Here is a 21,457-nt window from a genome sequence, read left to right on the forward strand (position 1 = left end):
TCCCGGCCGACGGGACAGGAACGACTGCTTCCCCACCGACGGACGCGGACGGCCGACGGAGGCGTCCACTCCCCGCCCGGACGGCCGAGACCCGTGGAGGGGCGCAGACGGCCGCCTCCCGCCGACCGAGACGGACGGCACCGCCCGGCGGACGAGAAACGATCCTCCTCCTACGTCCGGCGCCCTGACGGGAGGGCGTCACACGTCGGCAGGTCCCGGTCCGGGTGGGTCCTGGATCCGCCCGGTCCAGGATCGGGTCCTGGGCCGGGCCGTATCCGGGTCCGTCGTCGGCCTGGATCAGACGTTCACGCCGAAGTCCTGCGCGATGCCGCGCAGTCCCGAGGCGTAGCCCTGGCCGATGGCGCGGAACTTCCACTCCGCGCCGTGGCGGTACAGCTCACCGAAGACCATGGCGGTCTCGGTGGAGGCGTCCTCGCTCAGGTCGTACCGTGCGATCTCCTGCTGGTTGGCCTGGTTGACGACGCGGATGAACGCGTTGCGCACCTGCCCGAACGACTGCTGGCGGTTCTCGGCGTCGTAGATCGAGACCGGGAAGACGATCTTCTCTACGTCCGCCGGGACGGTGGCGAGGTTGACCTTGATCACCTCGTCGTCGCCCTCGCCCTCACCGGTGAGGTTGTCGCCGGTGTGCTCCACCGAGCCGTCGGGGCTCTTGAGGTTGTTGAAGAAGACGAAGTGCTGGTCGCTGACGACCTTGCCGGACGGGTTCAGCAGCAGAGCGCTGGCGTCCAGGTCGAAATCGGTGCCGGTCGTGGTGCGGACATCCCAGCCCAGACCGACGAGGACCGCGGTCAGACCGGGGGCCTCCTTGGTCAGCGATACGTTGCCGCCCTTGCTGAGGCTGACTCCCACGAGTCCTCCCATTGGTGTCCGGGGGCAGGGAGCCCCGTCGTGCGTTGGTGTCGGATCAACGAGTCGATCCTAGTGACGGGTTCCCACGCCCTGCAGGCCTTGGAACCGAAGAATCACAGGGTGTCGAGCGCCTTCACGTACTCGTTCAGGTCACGGGCGTCCGGCAGATCGTTGACGACGGTCCACCGCACCACGCCCTCCTTGTCGATGATGAAGGTCCCTCGCACCGCGCAACCCTTCTCCTCGTCGAAGACGCCGTACGCGCGCGAAGTGTTGCCATGCGGCCAGAAGTCGGACAGCAGCGGGTACTCCAGGCCCTCCTGCTCGCCGAAGACGCGCAGGGTGTGGATCGAGTCGTTGGAGACGGCGAGCAGCTGGGTGTCGTCGTTGACGAACTGCGGCAGGTTGTCGCGCAGCGCGCACAGCTCGCCGGTGCACACGCCGGTGAAGGCGAACGGGTAGAAGAGCAGCACCACGTTCTTGTGGCCGCGGTAGTCGGAGAGCCGCACGGTCGCGCCGTGGTTGTCCCTGAGCTCGAAGTCGGGGGCCTTGTCGCCGACCTGGATCGCCATGGTCCTGCTTCCCTTCGGTGAGGCTGTTCGGGTGGGAACCACCCTACGCAGCGATCACCGCGGGCCCACGGACGGGCTGAGCGATGTCAGCCCGTCCGGCGTGCACGGACGAGGCCGTTCGGGCGGCCGGTACGGATCGGGGGCACACCCCCGCACGCGGCCGCCCGCGGTGTGGGTCACCGCCGGCGGAGCGTCAGCGCTTGGACTTGGCCGCCTTCGGCGTCACCAGACGCGACCCGCTCCAGTCCTTGCCCACGCTGACGCTCTTGGACGCCGACAGGCCCGCCGTCGTCGCGGCTTCAGAGATGTCACTCGGCTCCACGTACCCCGTACGCCCGGTCTTCGGCGTGAGGAGCAGGATCGAGCCACCCTCTTCGATGTACGTGGTGGCATCCACCAGCACGTCGGTCAGGTCGCCGTCCTCGTCGCGGAACCACAGCACGACGGCATCAGCGACGTCGTCGTACTCCTCGTCCACGAGCTCGCTGCCGATGACTTCCTCAATGGACTCGCGGAGCTCCTGGTCGACGTCGTCGTCGAAGCCGATCTCCTGGACCACCTGCTCGGGCTGGAACCCCAGCCTCGCGGCAGGGTTCGTCCGCTCCTCCGCGTGGTCCGCGGTCGCGCTCACGGGTTGCCTCCTGATCATGTCTTGGTGATTATCTCAGCCACGCGCGTACGCGAAGCATTGGCCGTAGTCCACACGGGCGGGACGGATCGCGCAAGTACCCGGCCGTTCAGACCGCCGAAACGGTGACGATCCTGGCCGTGTCGTCGCAACTTCAGGCACCGTATCGCGCCCGACGGTGATCTACACCACACCGTTCTGCCCGGTTTGCGCATTCCGGAATCCTCCATGGGTACGAGACTCGAATGGCTTTGCGACATAGATCACCGACCGGGCCTATCGTCGCGATTTGGTCGGGGACCGCCCGCGAAGCCCTGTTCTCCGTCATGGTTACCTCGCGGTAGAGATGACGTTTCGCTCGCGCCAGGTACACGATGGGGAGCGGCGCAGGCACATGCCAGAAGTGGCCCTCTGACAGGTAAGGAACAGCGTGGCTTCCGGATCCGATCGCAATCCGATCATCATTGGCGGCCTTCCGAGTCAGGTTCCTGACTTCGACCCCGAGGAAACCCAGGAGTGGCTCGACTCCCTCGACGCCGCCGTGGACGAGCGCGGCCGAGAGCGGGCCCGCTATCTGATGCTCCGTCTGATCGAGCGGGCGCGCGAGAAGCGCGTGGCCGTGCCCGAGATGCGCAGCACGGACTACGTCAACACCATCCCCACCAAGAGCGAGCCGTTCTTCCCCGGCAACGAGGAGATCGAGCGCAGGATCCTCAACGCCACGCGGTGGAACGCGGCCGTGATGGTCTCCCGCGCCCAGCGGCCCGGCATCGGGGTCGGCGGCCACATCGCGACCTTCGCCTCCTCCGCCTCGCTGTACGACGTGGGCTTCAACCACTTCTTCCGCGGCAAGGACGAGGGCGACGGCGGTGACCAGGTCTTCTTCCAGGGCCACGCCTCGCCGGGCATCTACGCCCGCGCGTATCTGCTGGACCGGCTGAGCGAGAAGCACCTGGACGGCTTCCGCCAGGAGAAGTCCAAGGCGCCGTACGGCCTGTCCAGCTACCCGCACCCGCGGTCCATGCCGGACTTCTGGGAGTTCCCGACGGTCTCCATGGGCCTCGGCCCGATCGCGGCGATCTACCAGGCCCGGATGAACCGCTACATGGAGGCGCGCGGCATCGCGGACACCTCCAGGTCGCACGTGTGGGCGTTCCTCGGTGACGGCGAGATGGACGAGCCGGAGTCGCTCGGCCAGCTGTCGATCGCCGCCCGCGAGGGCCTGGACAACCTGACCTTCGTCGTCAACTGCAATCTGCAGCGCCTGGACGGCCCGGTGCGCGGCAACGGAAAGATCATCCAGGAACTGGAGTCGGTCTTCCGGGGTGCCGGCTGGAACGTGATCAAGCTGATCTGGGACCGCACCTGGGACCCGCTGCTGGCGCAGGACCGGGACGGGATCCTGGTCAACAAGATGAACACGACGCCGGACGGCCAGTTCCAGACGTACGCCACCGAGTCCGGCGCGTACATCCGCGAGCACTTCTTCGGCGACGACCACCGGCTGCGCGCGATGGTCGAGAACATGACCGACGACCAGATCCTGCACCTGGGCCGTGGCGGTCACGACCACCGCAAGATCTACGCGGCGTTCCAGGCGGCCAAGGAGCACAAGGGCCAGCCGACGGTGATCCTGGCCAAGACGATCAAGGGCTGGACGCTCGGCCCCAACTTCGAGGGCCGCAACGCGACGCACCAGATGAAGAAGCTGACGGTCGACGACCTGAAGCACTTCCGCGACCGTCTGCACCTGCCGATCTCCGACAGGGACCTGGAGTCCGGCCTGCCGCCGTACTACCACCCGGGGCGGGACACGGAGGAGATGCAGTACATGCACGACCGGCGCAGGTCGCTCGGCGGGTATGTGCCGACACGCGTCGTGCGCTCCAAGCCGCTGCAGCTGCCGGGCGATGCCGCGTACGCATCCGTGAAGAAGGGCTCGGGCCAGCAGTCGATCGCCACGACCATGGCCTTTGTCCGGCTCCTCAAGGACCTGATGCGGGACAAGGAACTCGGCAGGCGGTTCGTGCTGATCGCGCCGGACGAGTACCGCACGTTCGGCATGGACTCGTTCTTCCCGACCGCGAAGATCTACAACCCGCTCGGCCAGCAGTACGAGTCGGTGGACCGCGATCTGCTGCTCGCCTACAAGGAGTCGCCGACCGGGCAGATGCTGCACGACGGCATCTCGGAGGCGGGCTGCACGGCCTCGCTGATCGCGGCGGGTTCGGCGTACGCGACACACGGCGAACCGCTGATCCCGGTGTACGTCTTCTACTCGATGTTCGGTTTCCAGCGGACCGGCGACCAGTTCTGGCAGATGGCCGACCAGTTGTCGCGCGGTTTCGCCCTGGGTGCGACCGCCGGTCGTACGACCCTGACCGGCGAGGGCCTGCAGCACGCGGACGGACACTCCCAGCTGCTCGCCTCGACCAACCCGGCGTGCGTGGCCTACGACCCGGCCTACGGCTACGAGATCGCCCACATCGTGCAGGACGGTCTGCGCCGGATGTACGGCAGCTCGGCGGAGCACCCGCACGGCGAGGACGTCTTCTACTACCTCACCGTCTACAACGAGCCGATCCAGCAGCCGGCCGAGCCCGCGAACGTGGACGTCGAGGGCATCCTCAAGGGCATCCACCGGATCAGCGAGGGCACCTCGGGCACGGTGCCGGCGCAGATCATGGCGTCGGGTGTGGCGGTGCCGTGGGCCCTTGAGGCGCAGCGGATCCTCGCCGACGACTGGAACGTGCGGGCGGACGTCTGGTCGGCGACCTCCTGGAACGAGCTGCGGCGCGAGGCCGTGGCGTGCGAGGAGCACAACCTGCTGCATCCGGAGGAGGAGCAGCAGGTCCCGTACGTGACGCGGAAGCTGGGCGGCGCGGAGGGCCCGTTCGTGGCGGTGTCCGACTGGATGCGGTCGGTTCCGGACCAGATCGCGCGCTGGGTGCCGGGCGCCTACCAGTCCCTGGGCGCGGACGGCTTCGGCTTCGCGGACACGCGCGGTGCGGCCCGCCGCTACTTCCACATCGACGCCGAGTCGATCGTGGTCGCGGTGCTCACCGAGCTTGCCGGGGCGGGCAAACTGGACCGCTCGGTGCTGAAGCAGGCCATCGATCGCTACCGGCTGCTGGACGTGACCGCGGCCGGCCCCGGGGCGCCGGGCGGCGACGCGTAGGCGCCGCGGCAGGATGCCTGCCCGGACGGATCAGGGGCGGCGGGGACGGCTGTCCTGCCGCCCCTGCCCGTTGTCCTGGTCTGGTCGCCGGCCGTGCCGGTGGTGGAGCGGGAGCCGCCGAACGGGAACATCAGGACGCCGGGCGACGCCGTGTGGCGGTCGTTCACGACGATGACGACCGTGGAACACGGGGTGCGCCGACCGAGGAGGTACGAGCGCTGCGGACCGAGGTCGCCACGCTGTCGGAGGTGTCCGTGCCTCTCGCGCAGGCGCATGACAAGGGGGGCCCCGGCCGTAGAGGGTGAGCGACACCCTCTGGCCGAGGACCCGTCCGGCTCCGCCCCTCGGGTCAGAGCAGTCCGTTCCCGGGGCCGGCCAGCCAGACGATCGCCAGCAGCGTGTCGATCGCGCCCAGGACCAGGGCGACCACGGCCGACAGCGGGCGGCTGCCCGCCCAGCTACGGCCCATGGCCAGCCAGCCGCAGATCACCGCGACGGGTCCGAGGATGATGCCGAGGGCGAAGAAGCCCGCGATCGCGCAGACGAGTCCGACGACCCCGAGCGTTGCGCGATCCGACCCTCCCCCAAGTTCTCGGCTTCCCTCGAACAGGGGGGACCCCCATCGTGACCACATCCGGCCCCGCGAGCGGGGGTACCTGCGCGTGCCGTGTCCATAGCCCGCCATCATCAACTCCCTGAACTCGTCGGTCCGTTCGGGCTTGATGTGCGGGTGCCCCCGTCTCCCCCACCGATTCCTGCCTGCGCGCTGCCCCCCTCCAGCAGCGCGCCGCAGCCCGGCCGTCCTTGGTCCGTACGCCCCAGCCGTACGAAGGACGTGATCCACTGTGGCCTGCGGCGCGCACCCGATGGGAGGGATCTTTAGCGCGTTCACCCTGATGGGTGAACGCGCCCGCGGAACGGCGTGTCAGATGTGCGCGGCCCCCGCGCCCGCCTCCGCGTTGTCGCCCCGCTTGGTGAGCAGCGCGACCAGCACCGCGACGGCCGCGACACCCGCGGCCACCAGGCAGGCCAGGCTCATGCCGGAGATGAACGTGTCGTGCGCGACGCCCGCGATCTTCGCTGCGATCGGGGCCGGCGTGCCCTTCTGCACCGGCGCGACACCCTGCTGGACCAGCTGCGAGACCTGGTCGAGCTGGGCGGGGGCGAGCGGCGGCAGCTTGGCCGCGGCCCAGTTGCCCGGGAGGTCGCTGTCCACACGGGAGGCCATGACCGCGCCCAGGACCGCCGTGCCGAGGCTTCCGCCGATCTGCATCGCAGCCTGCTGGAGACCGCCGGCGACGCCGGACAGCTCCATCGGCGCGTTGCCGACGATCACCTCGGTGGCGCCGACCATCACGGGGGCGAGGCCGAGGCCCAGCAGCGCGAACCAGACGGACATGACGCCGCTGCCCGTGCCCGCCTCGAGCTTCGACATGCCGAACATCGCGATCGCGGTGAGGAGCATGCCGCCGGCCAGCGGGATGCGCGGGCCGGCCTTGGTGATCAGCAGGCCCGCGAGGGGGGAGCCGACGATCATCATGCCGGTCAGCGGCAGCAGATGCAGGCCCGCGTTGACCGGGCTCATCCCGTGCACGTTCTGGAGATAGAAGGTGACGAAGAACAGACCGCCCATGAAGGCGATCGCCATGAGGACCATCAGGACGACGCCCGCGGACAGCGGCACCGAACGGAACAGCCCGAGCGGGATCAGCGGCTCCCGCACCCTCGTCTCCCAGACGGAGAAGAGGACGAAGCCCAGCACGGACGCGCCGATGAACAGCCAGGTCTTGCCGTCGCCCCAGCCCCAGGTGGGCGCCTTGATGAGCGCCCAGACCAGACAGAACATCGCGCCCGACAGCAGCCCGATGCCGAGCAGGTCGAAGGAGCGCGGCGCGTTCTCGGCCCGGTGGTCGAGGAGGATGAACAGACCGAGGACGAGCGCGAGCGCGCCGACCGGCACGTTGATGAAGAAGACGGACTGCCAGCTGACGTGCTGGACGAGCAGGCCGCCGAGGATCGGGCCGCCCGCGGTGGAGGCGCCGATGACCATGCCCCAGATGCCGATCGCCATGTTCAGCTTCTCGGCCGGGAAGGTGGCCCGCAGCAGGCCGAGGGCGGCCGGCATCAGCAGCGCGCCGAACAGGCCCTGGAAGACACGGAAGGTCACGACGAGGGCGATGCTGTCGGACAGGCCGATGGCGCCGGAGGCACTGGCGAAGCCGACCACACCGATCAGGAACGTCTGCCGGTGACCGAAGCGGTCGCCGAGCTTGCCCGCGGTGATCAGGGTGACCGCGAGGGCGAGGAAGTAGGCGTTGGTGATCCACTGGACGTCGGAGAAGCTGGCGCCGAGGTCCTTGGCGATGGCCGGGTTGGCGATGGCCACGATGGTGCCGTCCAGCGCGACCATCATCACGCCGATGGCGACAGAGACGAGGGTGAGCCACGGATGTCCACGCAGGCCGCGGTCCGGGGCCCGCTCCTGCGGTGCTGCCGACGGGCCGGAAGTCCTGTCCCCCGGTTCCGTCGCGTCGACGGTGGTCTGACTAGTCATGTTTTCGAGGCTAGTGACAGTCACTGACAGTTGACAAACCAATTCACAAGTCAGTAACTGTCACGTCATGTACCGATAGCCCGAACCGGGCGGATGAACGGAAAGAGGACCGATGGAGACGGCGTCGCGGCCGGGACTGCGAGAGCGCAAGAAACAGCGCACCCGGGACGCACTGCTGCGGGCCGCCCTGGAACTGTTCACCACCAAGGGCTACGAGGCCACGACCGTCGACGAGATCGCCGAGGCCGCGGACGTGTCGCAGCGCACCTTCTTCCGTTACTTCGCCGGCAAGGAGGACGCCGTCTTCTTCGTCCAGTCCCTGGCGGAGTCGCACTTCGTCGAGGCGGTGCGCGCTCGGCCGCCCCACGAGGCGCCGCTGGAGGCGCTGCGGCAGGCGATCCTGGAGGGCTGGGACAGCATCGGCGAGGCCGTCGAGGAGATCATCCCCACCGAACTCCATCTGCGCGCCTATCGGTTGATCGAGTCGACACCGGCCCTGTTCGCCACCCATCTGCGCCGCTCGGCGGAGTTGGAGGAGGGCATCGCCCGCATCATCGCCGATCGCGAGGGCCTCGACGTGGACGCGGACCCGCGCCCGCGCGTCGCGGTGGCCGTGTTCGGCGGAGTGATGCGCGTCACGGAGCGGCTGTGGTGCGCGGGCCAGGACATCACCGTGGAGGGGCTCCGCGAGCTGACCGCCCGGCATCTCGACGCGGTGGGCCCGGCATTGGCCGAGAAGTGGCGCACGAACTGAGCCGTTCACACCCCGCTGATCCCGTACGCGTCAAGTGAATTCCCGTCAGACCGGACACCGGGACGGCCGATGGAGTGAAAGAACGGTGACACGGCGTACCAAGTGGCGTGCATCTCATCGACGCAGTGTGACGATCAACCCTAAAGCGCGCCCGTTTTGCCGGAATTGAAGGGTGCGAAACGTGAGACGCGTCACTCGGTTAACGCGAGACACTCCCGTTCTCCTAGTGTGTCCTTCCAGTGACTTCCTTCGACACCTCCCCGCAACTCAACGCCTGGCGCGCGCTGCTCGCGCTGGCCGTGGTCTTCGTGATGCTCGCGACGACCGGCTGGACCGCCGTGCGCAGCCATCCCGGAGCCACGCCCCTCGCGGCCTCGCGCTCGGCATGGCAGCACGGCAGGATCGCCGGACACGAGCTGCCGGACCCCGAGGGGTCCCCCGCGCAGCTGGCCCGCTTCTTCGCCTCGCTCAGCGCCCGTCAGCGTGCCCGGCTCGCCCACCGCTATCCGCTCGCGGTCGGCAACATGAACGGGGCGCCGGTACGGCTGCGCTACGAGGCCAACCGCATCGCCCTGGACCACCAGCGCAAGGTCGAGCGCGCCCGGATGCACGACGACCGGCTGTCGTCGGTCGGGCAGCAGGAGGCGGGGCGTCTCATGCACCGCTTCGAGGCGCTGATGACCGAGGGCCGGCAGATCCTGGCCTTCGACCCGGAGGGCCCGGGCCGGATCGCCGAGGTCTTCGGCGACCTGGACACCGCGCGGCGGGTCTCGGTCGTCGTCCCCGGCGTGGACACCGACCTGCTCACCTTCCAGCGCACCTACCGCATGTACTCGGCACCCGTCGGCATGGCCCAGTCGCTCTACGCGGCGGAGCACGCGGCGAACCCCGGTACGCCCCCGGCCGTGATCGCCTGGGCCGACTACACCTCGCCGGGGGGCATCGGCGTGGAGGCGGCAACCGCGATGCGCGCCGAGGAGGGGGCCGTACGGCTCGACGCCCTGGTCCGCGCCCTGCCCGGCAGGTCGTCCGTCCAGCTGTACTGCCACAGCTACGGCTCGGTGCTCTGCGGTGTGGCCGCGCACACCCTGCCGTCGCGGGTGTCCGACATCACCGTGGCGGGCAGCCCCGGCATGCGCACCGAGTCGGCCGCCGGGCTGCACACCACGGCCCGGGTGTGGGCGATGCGCGACGCCGACGACTGGATCCAGGACGTGCCGTATCTGGAGCTCGGAGGCCTCGGTCACGGTGCCGATCCGGTCTCGCGCGGCTTCGGGGCACGGGTGCTGTCCGCGCAGGGAGCGAAGGGGCATCCCGGATATTTCGCGCCGGGCACCGAGAGCCTGCGCAACTTCGCCGAGATCGGCGTCGGCGCATACGACTCGGTGCACTGCGCCGACGACACCGACACCTGCCGGGCGGGTTTGTCCGGCACGGTGGCGGCCGGACGCGCGTAGAAATACAGGAATTGCGGTCTGCCCGGGGAGGCGACGGAGGAGCGCGTGCCGCATACGATGAGCCGCATGGGTGACGTACTGGCCGGATTTCATGCCGTCTGGGAGTTCGAGTCCGACTCCGTGCTCATCCGCTTCGAACGGGGGATCCGTTCGCCGAAGCTGTTCCAGGCGCTCGGCGAACGCCGGGTCCCCCTGGAGGCGATCGCGGGGGTGACTGTGACTCAGGGCAGACGCGGAACCGTCGTCCTGCGCGCGGTGCCCCGGCCCGGTGCCGATCCGCTGATGGAGGCGGCGGCCGGACAGCTCAAGGAGGGCGCGGACCCCTACCGGCTGGTGCTGCCCCCCGACCGCCAGTCCCTCGCCGAGTACTGCGCCGACGAGCTGCGGTCCCTGATCACCGAGGACGACACCCCGGCCGAGCGGTTCCTGGTGGCGCCGCCCGAGACACCGCTGCACTTCAAGGCGTACGACGGGAAGGCGTCCTTCGACGGCCGGGCGGTGTCCTTCCGGTGGTCCTGGACGGGCGCGTCCTCCGCCAAGTGGAAGGCCGGCGACCAGAGCTTCCCGGTCAGCGCCCTCAGCGGGGTCGAGTGGCGCTCCCCCGAGGCCCTGGACGGCCATCTGCGGCTGCTGCGGCGGGATGCCACCGCTGCCGACGCCGGGCAGCAGGTGCCGCCGGACCAGGACCCGGGCGCGGTCGTCTTCGGCCTCGGCTACGGCCCGGTGCACGAGTCGCTGCCGTTCGCCGCCGCGGTGCTGGCCGCGGTGCGGACCGCCGGGCCCTCGGCCGGCCCCGCCGCGATACCGGCGGCGCGCCGGGACCCGGCGGACATCGCCGAGCGGATCCGCCACCTCGGGGAGCTGCACGAGGCGGGGCTCGTCACGGACGAGGAGTTCTCCACGAAGAAGGCGGAGCTGCTGGCGGAGCTCTAGGGGGTGTCTGCCACCCTTACTCCCGCCCCGCCGACGCGAACGTCATGTCGGGGTAGCGGTCGCCCGCCACCTTGGCCGCGATCGGCTCCAGGAGCGCCAGTTCCTCGTCCGTCAGGACGATCCGGGTAGCCGCCACGTTCTCCTCCACACGCGAGCGCCTGGTCGTGCCCGGGATCGGGACCACCGGGAAGCCGTGCACCGCGCTCTGCTGCTGCACCCAGGCCAGCGCGATCTGGGCCAGGGAGACCCCGTGCGCCTCGGCGACCGTGCGGACCGGCTCCAGGAGCCTGACGTTGGCGGCCGCGTTCTCGCCGGTGAAGCGCGGCATCGTACGGCGGAAGTCCTGGTCGGTGAGGTCCGTGCCGGCGTCGGAGAACGAGCCGGTGAGGAATCCCCGGCCCAGCGGCGAGTACGGCACCAGGGCCACACCCAGTTCCCTGGCGGCCGGCACCACGTTCGCCTCGATGTCCCGGCTGAACAGGGACCACTCCGACTGCACGGCGGCGATCGGGTGGACGGCCTGGGCCGCGCGCAGCTCACCGGCGGTGACCTCGCTCAGCCCGAGGTGCTTCACCTTGCCCTCGTGCACCAGCTCCGCCATGGTGCCGACGGTCTCCTCGATCGGCACCCGCACATCGCGGCGGTGCATGTAATAGAGGTCGATCACCTCGACGTCCAGCCGCTTCAGGCTGGCCTCGACACAACTGCGGATGTAGGGCGCGTCGTTGCGGATGATCCGCTTCATGGTGTCGTCCGGCGAGGTCGAGATCGCGAACTTGGTGGCGATGACGAGCTCGTCCCGGTGTGCCTTGAAGAACGGCGACAGGAACTTCTCGTTCTCCCCGCCGCCGTAGAGGTCCGCGGTGTCGTAAAGGGTGACGCCCAGCTCGAACGCCCGCTCCAGGGCGGCGCGCGACTCCCCGGCGTCCGAGGGCCCGTACGCCCAGGTCATCCCCATGCAGCCGAGGCCCTGCACGCCCACCTCGGGGCCGTCGCCGCCGAGGTGCGCCTTCGCGATCCTGCTGTCCGTCATCGGGGCCTCTCCGACGCCAGGGCGCGCCCGGCGTCCGCGTAGAAATCGATCTTGCGGTTGAGCACCGCGAGCGTGTCCTGGAGTTCCGTGATCCGGGCGAGCACGTCCCGGCGGGTCGCCTCCAGGAGGTCGTAGCGTTCGCCGTAGGTGTGATCCCCGGCACGCACCAGCTCGGCGTAGCGCACCATGTCGGCGACGGGCATGCCGGTGAGCCTGAGCTTGCCGACCAGATCGAGCCAGTCGAGGTCGGCGTTGCAGTAACGGCGCTGCCCGGTGTGGGAGCGGTCGATGTGGGGCATCAGCCCGATCCGCTCGTACCAGCGCAGGGTGTGCGCGGTGAGGCCGGTGAAGGCCACGACCTCGCTGATGGTGTAGCTGTCCTGTCCGTCGGGACGGGGATGCCGCTTGGGCGGTACGGAGCAGACGTCGGTCACGTGGTCGGCCGCCTCGGCCATGGTCTCCATCACCGTCATGGGCTCCACGCTAAAACGTTGGAGTGCACTCCAAGCAAGCGGAACCCGTGAAAACACCGAGACCGGTGCGGGCTCACGTGATTAGCGTGCACGTCATGAGTCTCGTACGCCGGGCCGTGCCCGAGGATGCCGAAGAACTGCTGCGCCTGCGCCAGGTGATGCTGGATTCCCTGTTCACCGCCGATCCCTCCACCCGGTGGCACACGGAGTCCCTGCCGACCCTGCGCCGGCGGCTCGGCGCACCGGACGACGGCTTCGCGGCGTTCGTGATCGACCATCCCGAGCGGCCCGGGGCACTCGCCGCGATCGTGGTGGGCACCATCGAGTACCGGATCGGGCGGGCGGGCAATCCGCACGGCCGGGTGGGCCATGTCTTCAGCGTCGCCACCGATCCGGACGCACGCCGCCGGGGCTACGCCCGCGCCTGCATGGAGACGCTGCTGGACTGGTTCCGTGAGGCGGACGTCCGGCAGGTCGATCTGAACGCGTCCGCGCAGGCCGAGCCGCTGTACGCGGCGCTCGGCTTCGTCCGCAAGCCGGACCCCTCGATGCGGCTTCAGCTGTGAGCCGCATAGGCTCGTTCACATGTCCCTGCAGAGCCTGGCGCTGATCGAGAACTGGCCCGTCCCCACCGCCGCGGCGGCGGTCGTCCGTGCGGACGGCACCGTGCTCGGCACGCACGGGCCGGTCGGCCACCGCTTCCCGCTGGCCTCCGTCACCAAGCCGCTCGCCGCCTACGCGGTGCTCGTGGCCTACGAGGAGGGCGCCGTCGAACTGGACGAGCCCGCCGGGCCGCCCGGCTCGACGGTGCGCCATCTGCTCGCGCACACCTCCGGTCTCGCCTTCGACGAGCACCGCGTCACGTCGGCGCCCGGGGAGCGACGGCTGTACTCGAACGCCGGGTTCGAGGTGCTGGGCGACCATGTGGCGAAGGCGACGGACATCAGGTTCTTCGAGTACGCGCGGCAGGCGGTCATGGAGCCGCTCGGTATGGACTCGACGAGCCTCGACGGCTCCCCGGCAAAGGACGGCGTCTCGACGGTCGCCGATCTCGTGCGCTTCGCCGCCGAGGTCCAGGCGCCCCGGCTGCTCGACCCCCGCACGGTCGCCGAGGCGATGACCGTGCAGTACCCGGGCACCAAGGGCGTGCTACCGGGCTACGGACACCAGAACCCCAACGACTGGGGTCTCGGCTTCGAGATCCGCGGCGCCAAGTCGCCGCACTGGACGGGGCGTTCGTCCTCGCCCAGGACCTTCGGCCACTTCGGGCAGTCGGGCACGTTCCTGTGGGTCGACCCGGACGCGGGTGTGGCGTGCGTCGCACTGACGGACCGGGCGTTCGGGTCGTGGGCGATCGAGGCGTGGACGCCGTTCACGGACGCGGTGCTGGCGGAGCTGCGGGGCTGAGCAGCCGCCGGGTGCGCCGGGCACACCTCCCCGGACCGTGAAGACGGGCCGGCCCCCGCAGCCGCACGGCCGCTCCCCCTCCTTATCCGGCCATCTCCCACAGCAGCAGTTCCGCCCCCGTCTGTGCCCCCACCGCCTCCAGGTCCTTCGCGTCCCTGATCCGGGCCGAGTCCCCCGGGCCCAGCTCCTGCTCGCCCAGCCGTACGCCGCCGCGCACCAGGTGCGCGTACACGAACGCCGCGTCCGGCACCGCCGTGCGCTCTCCCGGTGCCAGCCGGCGGACATGGAGCATCGCGCCCGCCTCGGGGACCGCGTACGGCGTGGAGTCCGCGATGCCGTGGACCACCTCGTGGCAGGGGTCGCCGCCCGGCTGTCCGGGAGCCAGCCACATCTGGACGAAGACCAAAGGGACGTCGCCGTCGTTGCGCTCCACATGGCGGACGCCACCCGCCGCGCTCAGCCGCTGGACGTCGCCGGGGCGGACCACCGACCGGTGGCCCGTCGAGTCACGGTGGGTCAGCTGCCCCTCCACCACCCATGTGACGATCTCGGTGTGGCTGTGCGGGTGCTCGTCGAAGCCCGCGCCCGGCGCCAGCCGCTCCTCGTTGCACGCGATCACCGCGCCGAACCGGAGGTTGTCCGGGTCGTAGTGCGGGCCGAAGCTGAAGGCGTGCAGGGACTCGATCCCCGCGGCCGCATCCCCTCCGCGGTAGCGCTCACCGGCGCGCCGTACGTCCATCACAGCCACCACCGTAGTCCCGCGCGTCTCGCCCTCCGGGACCCGGCGCCGCACTGCCCCGTCCCGATAAGGCACTCTTGTCCCCGTGCCCGAACCCGAAGCCACCCACCCCGAGCCCGCAGCGCACTCCGTCCACCCGCATGCCGCGACCCTGAAGCGGCTGGAGAAATCGTCCGGAAGCCTCGCCGCGCAGGCCATCGCGCGCATGGACGAGACACTCCCGTGGTACCGGGCGATGCCCCCGGAGAACCGTTCGTGGATCGGCCTGGTGGCGCAGGCGGGCATCGCCGCGTTCACCGAGTGGTTCCGGCACCCGGACGCCCCGCAGGCCATCTCCACCGATGTCTTCGGCACCGCGCCGCGCGAGCTGACCCGGGCCATCACCCTGCGGCAGACCGTGGAGATGGTGCGGACGACCATCGAGGTCATGGAGTCCGCCATCGACGAGGTGGCCGCTCCCGGCGACGAGTCCGTGCTGCGCGAGGCGCTCCTCGTCTACGCCCGGGAGATCGCCTTCGCCACCGCCCAGGTCTACGCCCAGGCCGCCGAGGCACGCGGTGCCTGGGACGCCCGGCTGGAGTCGCTGGTGGTCAACGCCGTGCTCAGCGGGGAGGCCGACGAGGGGGCCGTGAGCCGGGCCGCCGCGCTCGGCTGGAACTCGCCCGAGCATGTGTGCGTGGTCCTGGGTACGGCACCCGACGGTGACAGCGAGCTGACGGTCGAGGCCATCCGGCGGGCCGCCCGCCATGCCAAGCTCCAGGTGCTCACGGGTGTGCTCGGGGACCGGCTCGTCGTGGTGGCGGGAGGCAGCGACAATCCGCTCGCCGTCGCCAAGTCGCTGATCGGCCCGTTCGCCGCCGGACCCGTCGTCGCCGGGCCGATCGTGCCCGACCTGCAGGCCGCGACCCGGTCCGCGCAGGCCGCGGCGGCGGGCCTCAAGGCGTGTTCCGCCTGGCAGGACGCACCACGCCCGGTACTGGCGGACGATCTGCTGCCGGAGCGCGCGATCGCCGGTGATCCGAGCGCCCGCGAGCAACTGGTGGAGGAGATCTACAGACCACTGGAGGAGGCGGGATCCGCACTCCTGGAGACCCTCAGCGTGTATCTGGAGCAGGCGTCCAGTCTGGAAGGTGCCGCCCGAATGCTCTTCGTTCACCCGAACACCGTGCGCTACCGGCTCCGACGTGTGACTGACGTCACCGGATGGTCGCCTTCTGATGTACGCTCCGCGTTCACGTTGCGGATCGCACTGATCCTGGGGCGTCTGGCCGAGGGAGATCCCCAGACCTAGCCTTTTGTCGGGGGCCCACAAAACCCCCTGCTGTTCTTCGTCCTTGTCCCCACGGGCGGCGCTGGCCGTCCCCAAGAGAGAGTGTGAGAGTGCTCGTACTCGTCGCTCCCGGCCAGGGCGCCCAGACGCCCGGCTTCCTGACTCCCTGGCTCGACCTCCCCGGTGCCGCCGCCCGTGTCGCGGCATGGTCGGACGCCATCGGGCTCGACCTCGCCCACTACGGCACGCAGGCCGACGCCGACGCCATCCGCGACACCGCCGTCGCCCAGCCGCTGCTGGTCGCCGCGGGTCTGCTGTCCGCCGCGGCACTGGGTGACATCACCCCCGGTGCCGTCGCCGGCCACAGCGTCGGCGAGATCACCGCGGCCTCCTTCGCGGGCGTCCTCGACGACACGGCCGCGCTGATGCTCGTCCGCAAGCGGGGTCTGGCCATGGCCGAGGCCGCCGCCATCACGCCCACGGGCATGTCGGCGCTGCTCGGCGGCGAGCCCGCGACGACGCTCCCGCACCTGGAGAAGCTGGGCCTGACCCCGGCGAACGTGAACGGTGCCGGGCAGATCGTCGCCGCCGGCACCCTGGAGCAGCTCGCCGCGCTCGGTGAGGACAAGCCCGAGGGGGTGCGTCGCGTGGTGCCGCTGAAGGTGGCCGGCGCGTTCCACACCCACCACATGGCGCCCGCGGTGGACCGGCTCGCGGAGGCGGCCGAGGCGCTCGCGCCCGCCGACCCGCGCGTCACCTACGTCTCGAACAAGGACGGTCAGGCCGTCGCCACCGGTGCCGAGGTCCTTCAGCGGCTGATCGGCCAGGTCGCCAACCCGGTCCGTTGGGACCTGTGCATGGAGACCTTCGAGAAGCTGGGCGTCACGGCGCTGATCGAGGTGTGCCCCGGCGGCACCCTCACGGGCATCGCCAAGCGCGCGCTGCCGGGTGTCCAGACCCTGGCCCTGAAGACCCCTGACGACCTCGACGCCGCTCGCGACCTCGTCGCCGAGCACAGTGCCTGATTAGGAGCCCGAGAGCATGTCGAAGATCAAGGCACGGAAGGGTGCTCCGTACGCGCGCATTCTCGGGGTCGGCGGCTACCGTCCGGTCCGGGTCGTGCCCAACGACGTGATCCTGGAGAAGATCGACTCCTCCGACGAGTGGATCCGCTCCCGCTCCGGCATCGAGACCCGGCACTGGGCGAACGACGACGAGACCGTCGCCGCGATGTCCATCGAGGCGGCGGGCAAGGCCATCGCCGACGCCGGGATCACCGCCGAGCAGATCGGCGCGGTCGTCGTCTCCACCGTCTCGCACTTCAGCCAGACCCCGGCCGTCGCCACCGAGATCGCCGACAAGCTCGGCACCGACAAGGCCGCCGCCTTCGACATCTCGGCCGGCTGCGCGGGCTTCGGCTACGGCCTCACGCTCGCCAAGGGCATGATCGTCGAGGGGTCCGCCGAGCACGTCCTCGTCATCGGCGTGGAGCGGCTGTCGGACCTGACGGACCTCGAGGACCGGGCCACCGCCTTCCTGTTCGGTGACGGCGCGGGCGCGGTCGTGGTGGGCCCCTCCGAGGAGCCGCACATCGGCCCGACCGTCTGGGGCTCGGAGGGCGACAAGTCCGAGACCATCAAGCAGACCGTGCCGTGGAACGAGTTCCGGCTGGGCGACGTCTCCAAGCTCCCGGTGGACAGCGAGGGCAACGTCAAGTTCCCCGCCATCACGCAGGAGGGCCAGGCGGTGTTCCGCTGGGCCGTGTTCGAGATGGCGAAGGTCGCCCAGCAGGCGCTGGACGCGGCCGGGATCACCGCGGACGACCTGGACGTCTTCATCCCGCACCAGGCCAACGTGCGGATCATCGACTCGATGGTGAAGACTCTCAAGCTGCCGGAGCACGTGACGGTCGCGCGTGACGTGCGCACCACCGGAAACACCTCGGCCGCCTCGATCCCGCTCGCGATGGAGCGGCTCCTGGCGACCGGCGAGGCGAAGAGCGGCGACACCGCGCTCGTCATCGGCTTCGGGGCGGGTCTCGTGTACGCCGCGACGGTCGTTACCCTCCCCTAGGCACTCCGTGCCGGATCATCCGGTCCGGTACGGGAGCAACACACACCTACCGCTGACGCGGTGGGCGCCACACCCTCTGGAAATCTACGAAGGAGCGCCTGACATGGCCGCCACTCAGGAAGAGATCGTCGCCGGTCTCGCCGAGATCGTGAACGAGATCGCCGGGATCCCCACCGAGGACGTCCAGCTGGACAAGTCCTTCACCGACGACCTGGACGTCGACTCGCTGTCCATGGTCGAGGTCGTCGTCGCCGCCGAGGAGCGCTTCGACGTCAAGATCCCCGACGACGACGTGAAGAACCTCAAGACCGTCGGCGACGCCGCCGAGTACATCCTCAAGCACCAGGCCTGATCGACCGATCACCTGGGCAGACAGCCCGGCACCGGGCCGGCGGCCCGGTGACTTGGGCCGTTGCCCCGCCACCCGGCGGTGGCGCCGCTGAATCCTCGTATCCGTTGGAGAAAGAATTCCCGTGAGCTCGACCAATCGCACCGTGGTCGTCACCGGTATCGGCGCAACCACACCGCTGGGTGGCGACGCGGCCTCTACCTGGGAGGGCCTGGTCGCCGGCAAGTCCGGAGTCCGTCCTCTCGAGCAGGACTGGGCCGCCGAGCAGGCGGTCCGCATCGCCGCACAGATCGCCGTGGAGCCGTCGGAGGTCATCCCGCGGCCGCAGGCCCGCCGGCTGGACCGCTCGGCGCAGTTCGCACTGATCGCGGCCAAGGAGGCCTGGGCGGACGCCGGTTTCACCGACAGGGCGGGCGAGGACGCCAGCGTCGACCCCGACCGTCTCGGCGCGGTCATCGCCTCCGGCATCGGCGGTGTGACGACCCTGCTCGACCAGTACGACGTGCTGAAGGAGAAGGGCGTCCGCCGTGTCTCCCCGCACACGGTCCCGATGCTGATGCCGAACGGCCCGTCCGCCAACGTGGGCCTGCTCGTCGGCGCCCGCGCCGGTGTGCACACCCCGGTCTCCGCCTGCGCGTCGGGCGCCGAGGCCATCGGCTACGGCATCGAGATGATCCGCACCGGCCGCGCCGACGTCGTCGTCGCCGGCGGTACGGAGGCGGCCATCCACCCGCTGCCGATCGCCGCGTTCGGCAACATGATGGCGATGTCCAAGAACAACGACGACCCGCAGGGCGCCTCGCGTCCCTACGACGTCGACCGCGACGGCTTCGTCCTCGGCGAGGGCGCGGGCGTCGTGATCCTGGAGTCGGCCGAGCACGCCGCCAAGCGCGGCGCCCGCGTCTACGCGGAGGCGGTCGGCCAGGGCATCTCCGCCGACGCCCACGACATCGTGCAGCCGGAGCCCGAGGGCCGCGGTATCTCGCACGCCCTGCAGAACCTGCTGGACCACAGCGACCTGAACCCGGCGGAGATCGTGCATGTGAACGCGCACGCCACCTCCACGCCGGCCGGTGACATCGCCGAGCTCAAGGCGCTGCGCAAGGTCTTCGGCGACGACGCCGACCACATGGCGGTCTCCGCGACCAAGTCGATGACCGGTCACCTGCTCGGCGGTGCGGGCGGTGTGGAGTCGGTGGCGACCGTCCTCGCGCTGTACCACCGGATCGCCCCGCCGACGATCAACATCGAGAACATCGACCCGGAGGCCGAGGCCAACGCGGACGTCGTCCGCGGTGAGGCCCGCAAGCTGCCGGTCGAGGGCCGTATCGCCGCGCTGAACGACTCGTTCGGCTTCGGCGGCCACAACGTGGTCCTGGCGTTCCGCACGATCTGATCCGGACCGCCGCCCCGGCGAGTCATGCGAAAGGGCCCCCACCAGCCGGTGGGGGCCCTTTCGTACGAACGGGGGACGGGGAGTGGACACAGGACGGTCCACGGCCGGGTGACGGGCGGTCAGACGACCTGGTGCAGCCACCGCACCGGCGCGCCCTCGCCCGCGTAGCGGAAGGGTTCCAGCTCGTCGTCCCAGGGCTTGCCGAGCAGCTTGGCGAGTTCGCCCTCCAGCTCGCTCTCGCCGCGCTGGGAGCGCACCAGGGCGGCGCGCAGCCGGTCCTCGGGGATCAGGATGTCGCCGTGGATGCCGGTGACCGCGTGGAAGATCCCGAGATCGGGGGTGCAGCTGTAGCGCTCGCCCTCGGCGGTCGGGCACGGTTCCGCGGTGACCTCGAAGCGCAGCAGGTGCCAGCCGCGCAGCGCGGAGGCGAGCTTGGAGGCGGTACCGGCCTCGCCCTGCCAGGAGAACTCGGATCTCCAGGTGCCGGGCGCGGCGGGCTGCCGGATCCAGTCGAGGTTGACGCGCGTGCCCAGCACGCCCGCGACTGCCCACTCGACGTGCGGGCACAGTGCGCGTGGCGCGGAGTGCACGTACAGGACTCCACGTGTCGTCACCTGAACCTCCGGGCAGACCGCGACATCTTGTAACTTTACGGAACGGGCGTGGCAGGGCGGCCACGGGGCGAGGCTACCGTGCGGCGGCGCAAGGAGTGTGACGTACCGTCGGTCCAGGTGCTCCCAAACCCCGAGGTTTCACCCAAGGGGACGCGGGACTGACCCAGCGTGTTCGAAGCGCTGCCGAACGACCGCGGAGGAACCGTGCACGGACCGACCGCCGGGTACGACGAACGAGGGGACCAGGGGATGCGGAAACGGGGCCGTGGCTCTCGGGCCGTCGTCGCGACGGCGGTGGCGGCCGTCGTGGGGCTCGCCGGCTGCGACGCCTCCGGGGGCGGCGGGGCCACTCCGCAGGGCAGCACCGCACAGGCGCATCCCTCGCCGCGGCCCACCCCGGTCTGGAACCGCGCCCCCGGCTCCATCGCCGCCGTGGGCGACTCCATCACGCGCGGCTTCGACGCCTGCACAGTGCTGTCCGACTGCCCCGAGGTGTCGTGGGCGACGGGCAGCGACACCACCGTGGACAGTCTCGCCGTACGGCTGCTCGGGGCGACCGGGGCCGCGGAGCACAGCTGGAACTACGCGGTGACCGGGGCCCGGATGGCGGACCTGTCCGCGCAGATCGCCCAGGCCGTGCCACAGCGGCCGGATCTGGTCACGGTGATGGTGGGCGCCAATGACGCCTGCCGTTCCACCGTCTCCGCGATGACCCCGGTGGCCGGCTTCCGCAAGCAGTTCCAGACGGCGATGGACTCCCTGCGCGCGTCGCTGCCGAAGACGCAGGTGTACGTGTCCAGCGTGCCGAACCTGAAGCGGCTGTGGTCGCAGGGCCGCACCAGCCAGCTCGGCAAGCAGGTGTGGAAGCTGGGCATCTGCCCGTCGATGCTGGGCGACGCGGACGCGCTGGACGCACGGGCGAGCAGGCGGCGCGATGCGGTGCAGGAGCGGGTGGAGGCGTACAACCGGGTCCTGCGGGAGGTGTGCGCCAAGGACCGGCGGTGCCGCTTCGACGGCAACGCGGTCTTCGACTACCGCTTCGGTACGGGGCAGTTGAGCCAGTGGGACTGGTTCCACCCGAGCCGGGACGGCCAGGCCCGCCTGGCCGAGATCGCCTACCGCACCGTCACCGCGAAGAACCCCGTGACCTAGTG

General features: G+C 70.4%; 21 protein-coding genes and 1 pseudogene. 13 read left to right on the forward strand and 9 right to left on the reverse strand.

Features of this window, described 5'->3' with window-relative positions; all coding sequences use genetic code 11:
• Nucleotides 1-297 precede the first annotated feature (297 nt).
• From ACFY2Z_RS36600 to ACFY2Z_RS36610, 3 genes are all read right to left on the reverse strand, one after another.
• Nucleotides 298-873 carry a TerD family protein gene (locus ACFY2Z_RS36600; protein ID WP_311698294.1) on the reverse strand — a complete coding sequence of 192 codons (576 nt, stop codon included), beginning with the start codon at nt 871-873 and terminating at the stop codon, nt 298-300.
• Nucleotides 874-986: 113 nt separating this feature from the next.
• Complete coding sequence (locus ACFY2Z_RS36605; protein ID WP_311698293.1) at nt 987-1,445, reverse strand: peroxiredoxin; 459 nt, start codon at nt 1,443-1,445, stop codon at nt 987-989.
• 193 nt (nt 1,446-1,638) lie between these two features.
• On the reverse strand, nt 1,639-2,076 hold the full coding sequence (locus ACFY2Z_RS36610; RefSeq protein ID WP_355907456.1) for a DUF3052 domain-containing protein: 438 nt from the start codon (nt 2,074-2,076) through the stop codon (nt 1,639-1,641).
• Nucleotides 2,077-2,503: 427 nt separating this feature from the next.
• Here ACFY2Z_RS36610 and aceE point away from each other — a divergent pair, with 427 nt between their 5' ends.
• Together aceE and ACFY2Z_RS36620 are read left to right on the forward strand one after the other, a co-directional pair.
• Complete coding sequence (gene aceE / locus ACFY2Z_RS36615) at nt 2,504-5,251, forward strand: pyruvate dehydrogenase (acetyl-transferring), homodimeric type (protein WP_390748309.1); 2,748 nt, start codon at nt 2,504-2,506, stop codon at nt 5,249-5,251.
• 69 nt (nt 5,252-5,320) lie between these two features.
• Nucleotides 5,321-5,455: pseudogene (locus ACFY2Z_RS36620) on the forward strand (two pore domain potassium channel family protein); the annotation flags it as partial.
• Nucleotides 5,456-5,600: 145 nt separating this feature from the next.
• Here the strand turns inward: ACFY2Z_RS36620 and ACFY2Z_RS36625 are convergent.
• Nucleotides 5,601-5,939, reverse strand: a complete 339-nt coding sequence (locus tag ACFY2Z_RS36625) for a small hydrophobic protein (RefSeq protein WP_390748310.1) — start codon at nt 5,937-5,939, stop codon at nt 5,601-5,603.
• Between the two features lie 237 nt (nt 5,940-6,176).
• Nucleotides 6,177-7,805, reverse strand: a complete 1,629-nt coding sequence (locus ACFY2Z_RS36630) for an MFS transporter (RefSeq protein WP_390748311.1) — start codon at nt 7,803-7,805, stop codon at nt 6,177-6,179.
• A 112-nt stretch (nt 7,806-7,917) separates the two neighbouring features.
• Here ACFY2Z_RS36630 and ACFY2Z_RS36635 point away from each other — a divergent pair, with 112 nt between their 5' ends.
• From ACFY2Z_RS36635 to ACFY2Z_RS36645, 3 genes are all read left to right on the forward strand, one after another.
• Nucleotides 7,918-8,559 carry a TetR family transcriptional regulator gene (locus tag ACFY2Z_RS36635; RefSeq protein ID WP_390748312.1) on the forward strand — a complete coding sequence of 214 codons (642 nt, stop codon included), beginning with the start codon at nt 7,918-7,920 and terminating at the stop codon, nt 8,557-8,559.
• A 239-nt stretch (nt 8,560-8,798) separates the two neighbouring features.
• Nucleotides 8,799-10,016 carry an alpha/beta hydrolase gene (locus tag ACFY2Z_RS36640; RefSeq protein ID WP_390748313.1) on the forward strand — a complete coding sequence of 406 codons (1,218 nt, stop codon included), beginning with the start codon at nt 8,799-8,801 and terminating at the stop codon, nt 10,014-10,016.
• Nucleotides 10,017-10,082: 66 nt separating this feature from the next.
• On the forward strand, nt 10,083-10,949 hold the full coding sequence (locus ACFY2Z_RS36645) for a DUF4429 domain-containing protein (protein WP_390748314.1): 867 nt from the start codon (nt 10,083-10,085) through the stop codon (nt 10,947-10,949).
• 16 nt (nt 10,950-10,965) lie between these two features.
• Here the strand turns inward: ACFY2Z_RS36645 and ACFY2Z_RS36650 are convergent, their stop codons facing one another.
• Both ACFY2Z_RS36650 and ACFY2Z_RS36655 read right to left on the reverse strand, forming a co-directional pair.
• Nucleotides 10,966-11,982 carry an aldo/keto reductase gene (locus tag ACFY2Z_RS36650; RefSeq protein WP_390748315.1) on the reverse strand — a complete coding sequence of 339 codons (1,017 nt, stop codon included), beginning with the start codon at nt 11,980-11,982 and terminating at the stop codon, nt 10,966-10,968.
• Complete coding sequence (locus ACFY2Z_RS36655) at nt 11,979-12,455, reverse strand: MerR family transcriptional regulator (RefSeq protein ID WP_390748316.1); 477 nt, start codon at nt 12,453-12,455, stop codon at nt 11,979-11,981. The genes ACFY2Z_RS36650 and ACFY2Z_RS36655 overlap by 4 nt, the downstream gene beginning before the upstream one ends.
• Before the next feature lie 95 nt (nt 12,456-12,550).
• On the opposite strand from ACFY2Z_RS36655, the gene ACFY2Z_RS36660 reads away from it, so the two are divergent.
• Nucleotides 12,551-13,021: a GNAT family N-acetyltransferase gene (locus ACFY2Z_RS36660; RefSeq protein ID WP_390748317.1), complete on the forward strand. Its 471-nt coding sequence runs from the start codon at nt 12,551-12,553 to the stop codon at nt 13,019-13,021.
• 19 nt (nt 13,022-13,040) lie between these two features.
• Entirely contained in the window at nt 13,041-13,862 is an 822-nt protein-coding gene (locus tag ACFY2Z_RS36665; RefSeq protein ID WP_390748318.1) for a serine hydrolase domain-containing protein, read from the forward strand.
• An 82-nt stretch (nt 13,863-13,944) separates the two neighbouring features.
• Here the strand turns inward: ACFY2Z_RS36665 and ACFY2Z_RS36670 are convergent, their stop codons facing one another.
• Nucleotides 13,945-14,601, reverse strand: a complete 657-nt coding sequence (locus ACFY2Z_RS36670) for a pirin family protein (protein WP_390748341.1) — start codon at nt 14,599-14,601, stop codon at nt 13,945-13,947.
• Between the two features lie 85 nt (nt 14,602-14,686).
• Between ACFY2Z_RS36670 and fasR the strand changes: the two genes are divergently transcribed.
• The 5 genes from fasR to fabF all read left to right on the forward strand — a co-directional run bounded on the left by fasR (nt 14,687) and on the right by fabF (nt 19,689).
• On the forward strand, nt 14,687-15,892 hold the full coding sequence (gene fasR, locus ACFY2Z_RS36675; protein ID WP_311698280.1) for a fatty acid biosynthesis transcriptional regulator FasR: 1,206 nt from the start codon (nt 14,687-14,689) through the stop codon (nt 15,890-15,892).
• A gap of 89 nt (nt 15,893-15,981) precedes the next feature.
• The gene (locus ACFY2Z_RS36680) at nt 15,982-16,896 is read left to right on the forward strand and encodes an ACP S-malonyltransferase (protein ID WP_390748319.1); all 915 of its coding nucleotides are present in this window, start codon (nt 15,982-15,984) and stop codon (nt 16,894-16,896) included.
• A gap of 16 nt (nt 16,897-16,912) precedes the next feature.
• Complete coding sequence (locus ACFY2Z_RS36685; protein WP_390748320.1) at nt 16,913-17,944, forward strand: ketoacyl-ACP synthase III; 1,032 nt, start codon at nt 16,913-16,915, stop codon at nt 17,942-17,944.
• Between the two features lie 103 nt (nt 17,945-18,047).
• Nucleotides 18,048-18,296 carry an acyl carrier protein gene (locus tag ACFY2Z_RS36690; protein ID WP_043440034.1) on the forward strand — a complete coding sequence of 83 codons (249 nt, stop codon included), beginning with the start codon at nt 18,048-18,050 and terminating at the stop codon, nt 18,294-18,296.
• Between the two features lie 121 nt (nt 18,297-18,417).
• Complete coding sequence (gene fabF, locus ACFY2Z_RS36695; RefSeq protein WP_390748321.1) at nt 18,418-19,689, forward strand: beta-ketoacyl-ACP synthase II; 1,272 nt, start codon at nt 18,418-18,420, stop codon at nt 19,687-19,689.
• Between the two features lie 119 nt (nt 19,690-19,808).
• Here the strand turns inward: fabF and ACFY2Z_RS36700 are convergent, their stop codons facing one another.
• The gene (locus tag ACFY2Z_RS36700; RefSeq protein ID WP_390748322.1) at nt 19,809-20,303 is read right to left on the reverse strand and encodes a DUF3145 domain-containing protein; all 495 of its coding nucleotides are present in this window, start codon (nt 20,301-20,303) and stop codon (nt 19,809-19,811) included.
• Between the two features lie 249 nt (nt 20,304-20,552).
• On the opposite strand from ACFY2Z_RS36700, the gene ACFY2Z_RS36705 reads away from it, so the two are divergent.
• On the forward strand, nt 20,553-21,455 hold the full coding sequence (locus tag ACFY2Z_RS36705; RefSeq protein WP_390748342.1) for an SGNH/GDSL hydrolase family protein: 903 nt from the start codon (nt 20,553-20,555) through the stop codon (nt 21,453-21,455).
• Nucleotides 21,456-21,457: the final 2 nt, after the last annotated feature.

Source organism: Streptomyces sp. NPDC001222 (assembly GCF_042896945.1).
GTDB lineage: Bacteria > Actinomycetota > Actinomycetes > Streptomycetales > Streptomycetaceae > Streptomyces > Streptomyces gibsoniae.

Bases quoted from the DNA above. Each gene is read 5' to 3' on its own strand.
- ACFY2Z_RS36605 (WP_311698293.1), bottom strand. From the start codon at position 1,445: ATGGCGATCCAGGTCGGCGACAAGGCCCCCGACTTCGAGCTCAGGGAC.
- ACFY2Z_RS36625 (WP_390748310.1), bottom strand. From the start codon at position 5,939: ATGATGGCGGGCTATGGACACGGCACGCGCAGGTACCCCCGCTCGCGG.
- ACFY2Z_RS36630 (WP_390748311.1), bottom strand. From the start codon at position 7,805: ATGACTAGTCAGACCACCGTCGACGCGACGGAACCGGGGGACAGGACT.
- ACFY2Z_RS36635 (WP_390748312.1), top strand. From the start codon at position 7,918: ATGGAGACGGCGTCGCGGCCGGGACTGCGAGAGCGCAAGAAACAGCGC.
- ACFY2Z_RS36645 (WP_390748314.1), top strand. From the start codon at position 10,083: ATGGGTGACGTACTGGCCGGATTTCATGCCGTCTGGGAGTTCGAGTCC.
- ACFY2Z_RS36650 (WP_390748315.1), bottom strand. From the start codon at position 11,982: ATGACGGACAGCAGGATCGCGAAGGCGCACCTCGGCGGCGACGGCCCC.
- ACFY2Z_RS36655 (WP_390748316.1), bottom strand. From the start codon at position 12,455: ATGACGGTGATGGAGACCATGGCCGAGGCGGCCGACCACGTGACCGAC.
- ACFY2Z_RS36660 (WP_390748317.1), top strand. From the start codon at position 12,551: ATGAGTCTCGTACGCCGGGCCGTGCCCGAGGATGCCGAAGAACTGCTG.
- ACFY2Z_RS36665 (WP_390748318.1), top strand. From the start codon at position 13,041: ATGTCCCTGCAGAGCCTGGCGCTGATCGAGAACTGGCCCGTCCCCACC.
- ACFY2Z_RS36670 (WP_390748341.1), bottom strand. From the start codon at position 14,601: ATGGACGTACGGCGCGCCGGTGAGCGCTACCGCGGAGGGGATGCGGCC.
- ACFY2Z_RS36685 (WP_390748320.1), top strand. From the start codon at position 16,913: ATGTCGAAGATCAAGGCACGGAAGGGTGCTCCGTACGCGCGCATTCTC.
- ACFY2Z_RS36690 (WP_043440034.1), top strand. From the start codon at position 18,048: ATGGCCGCCACTCAGGAAGAGATCGTCGCCGGTCTCGCCGAGATCGTG.
- ACFY2Z_RS36705 (WP_390748342.1), top strand. From the start codon at position 20,553: ATGCGGAAACGGGGCCGTGGCTCTCGGGCCGTCGTCGCGACGGCGGTG.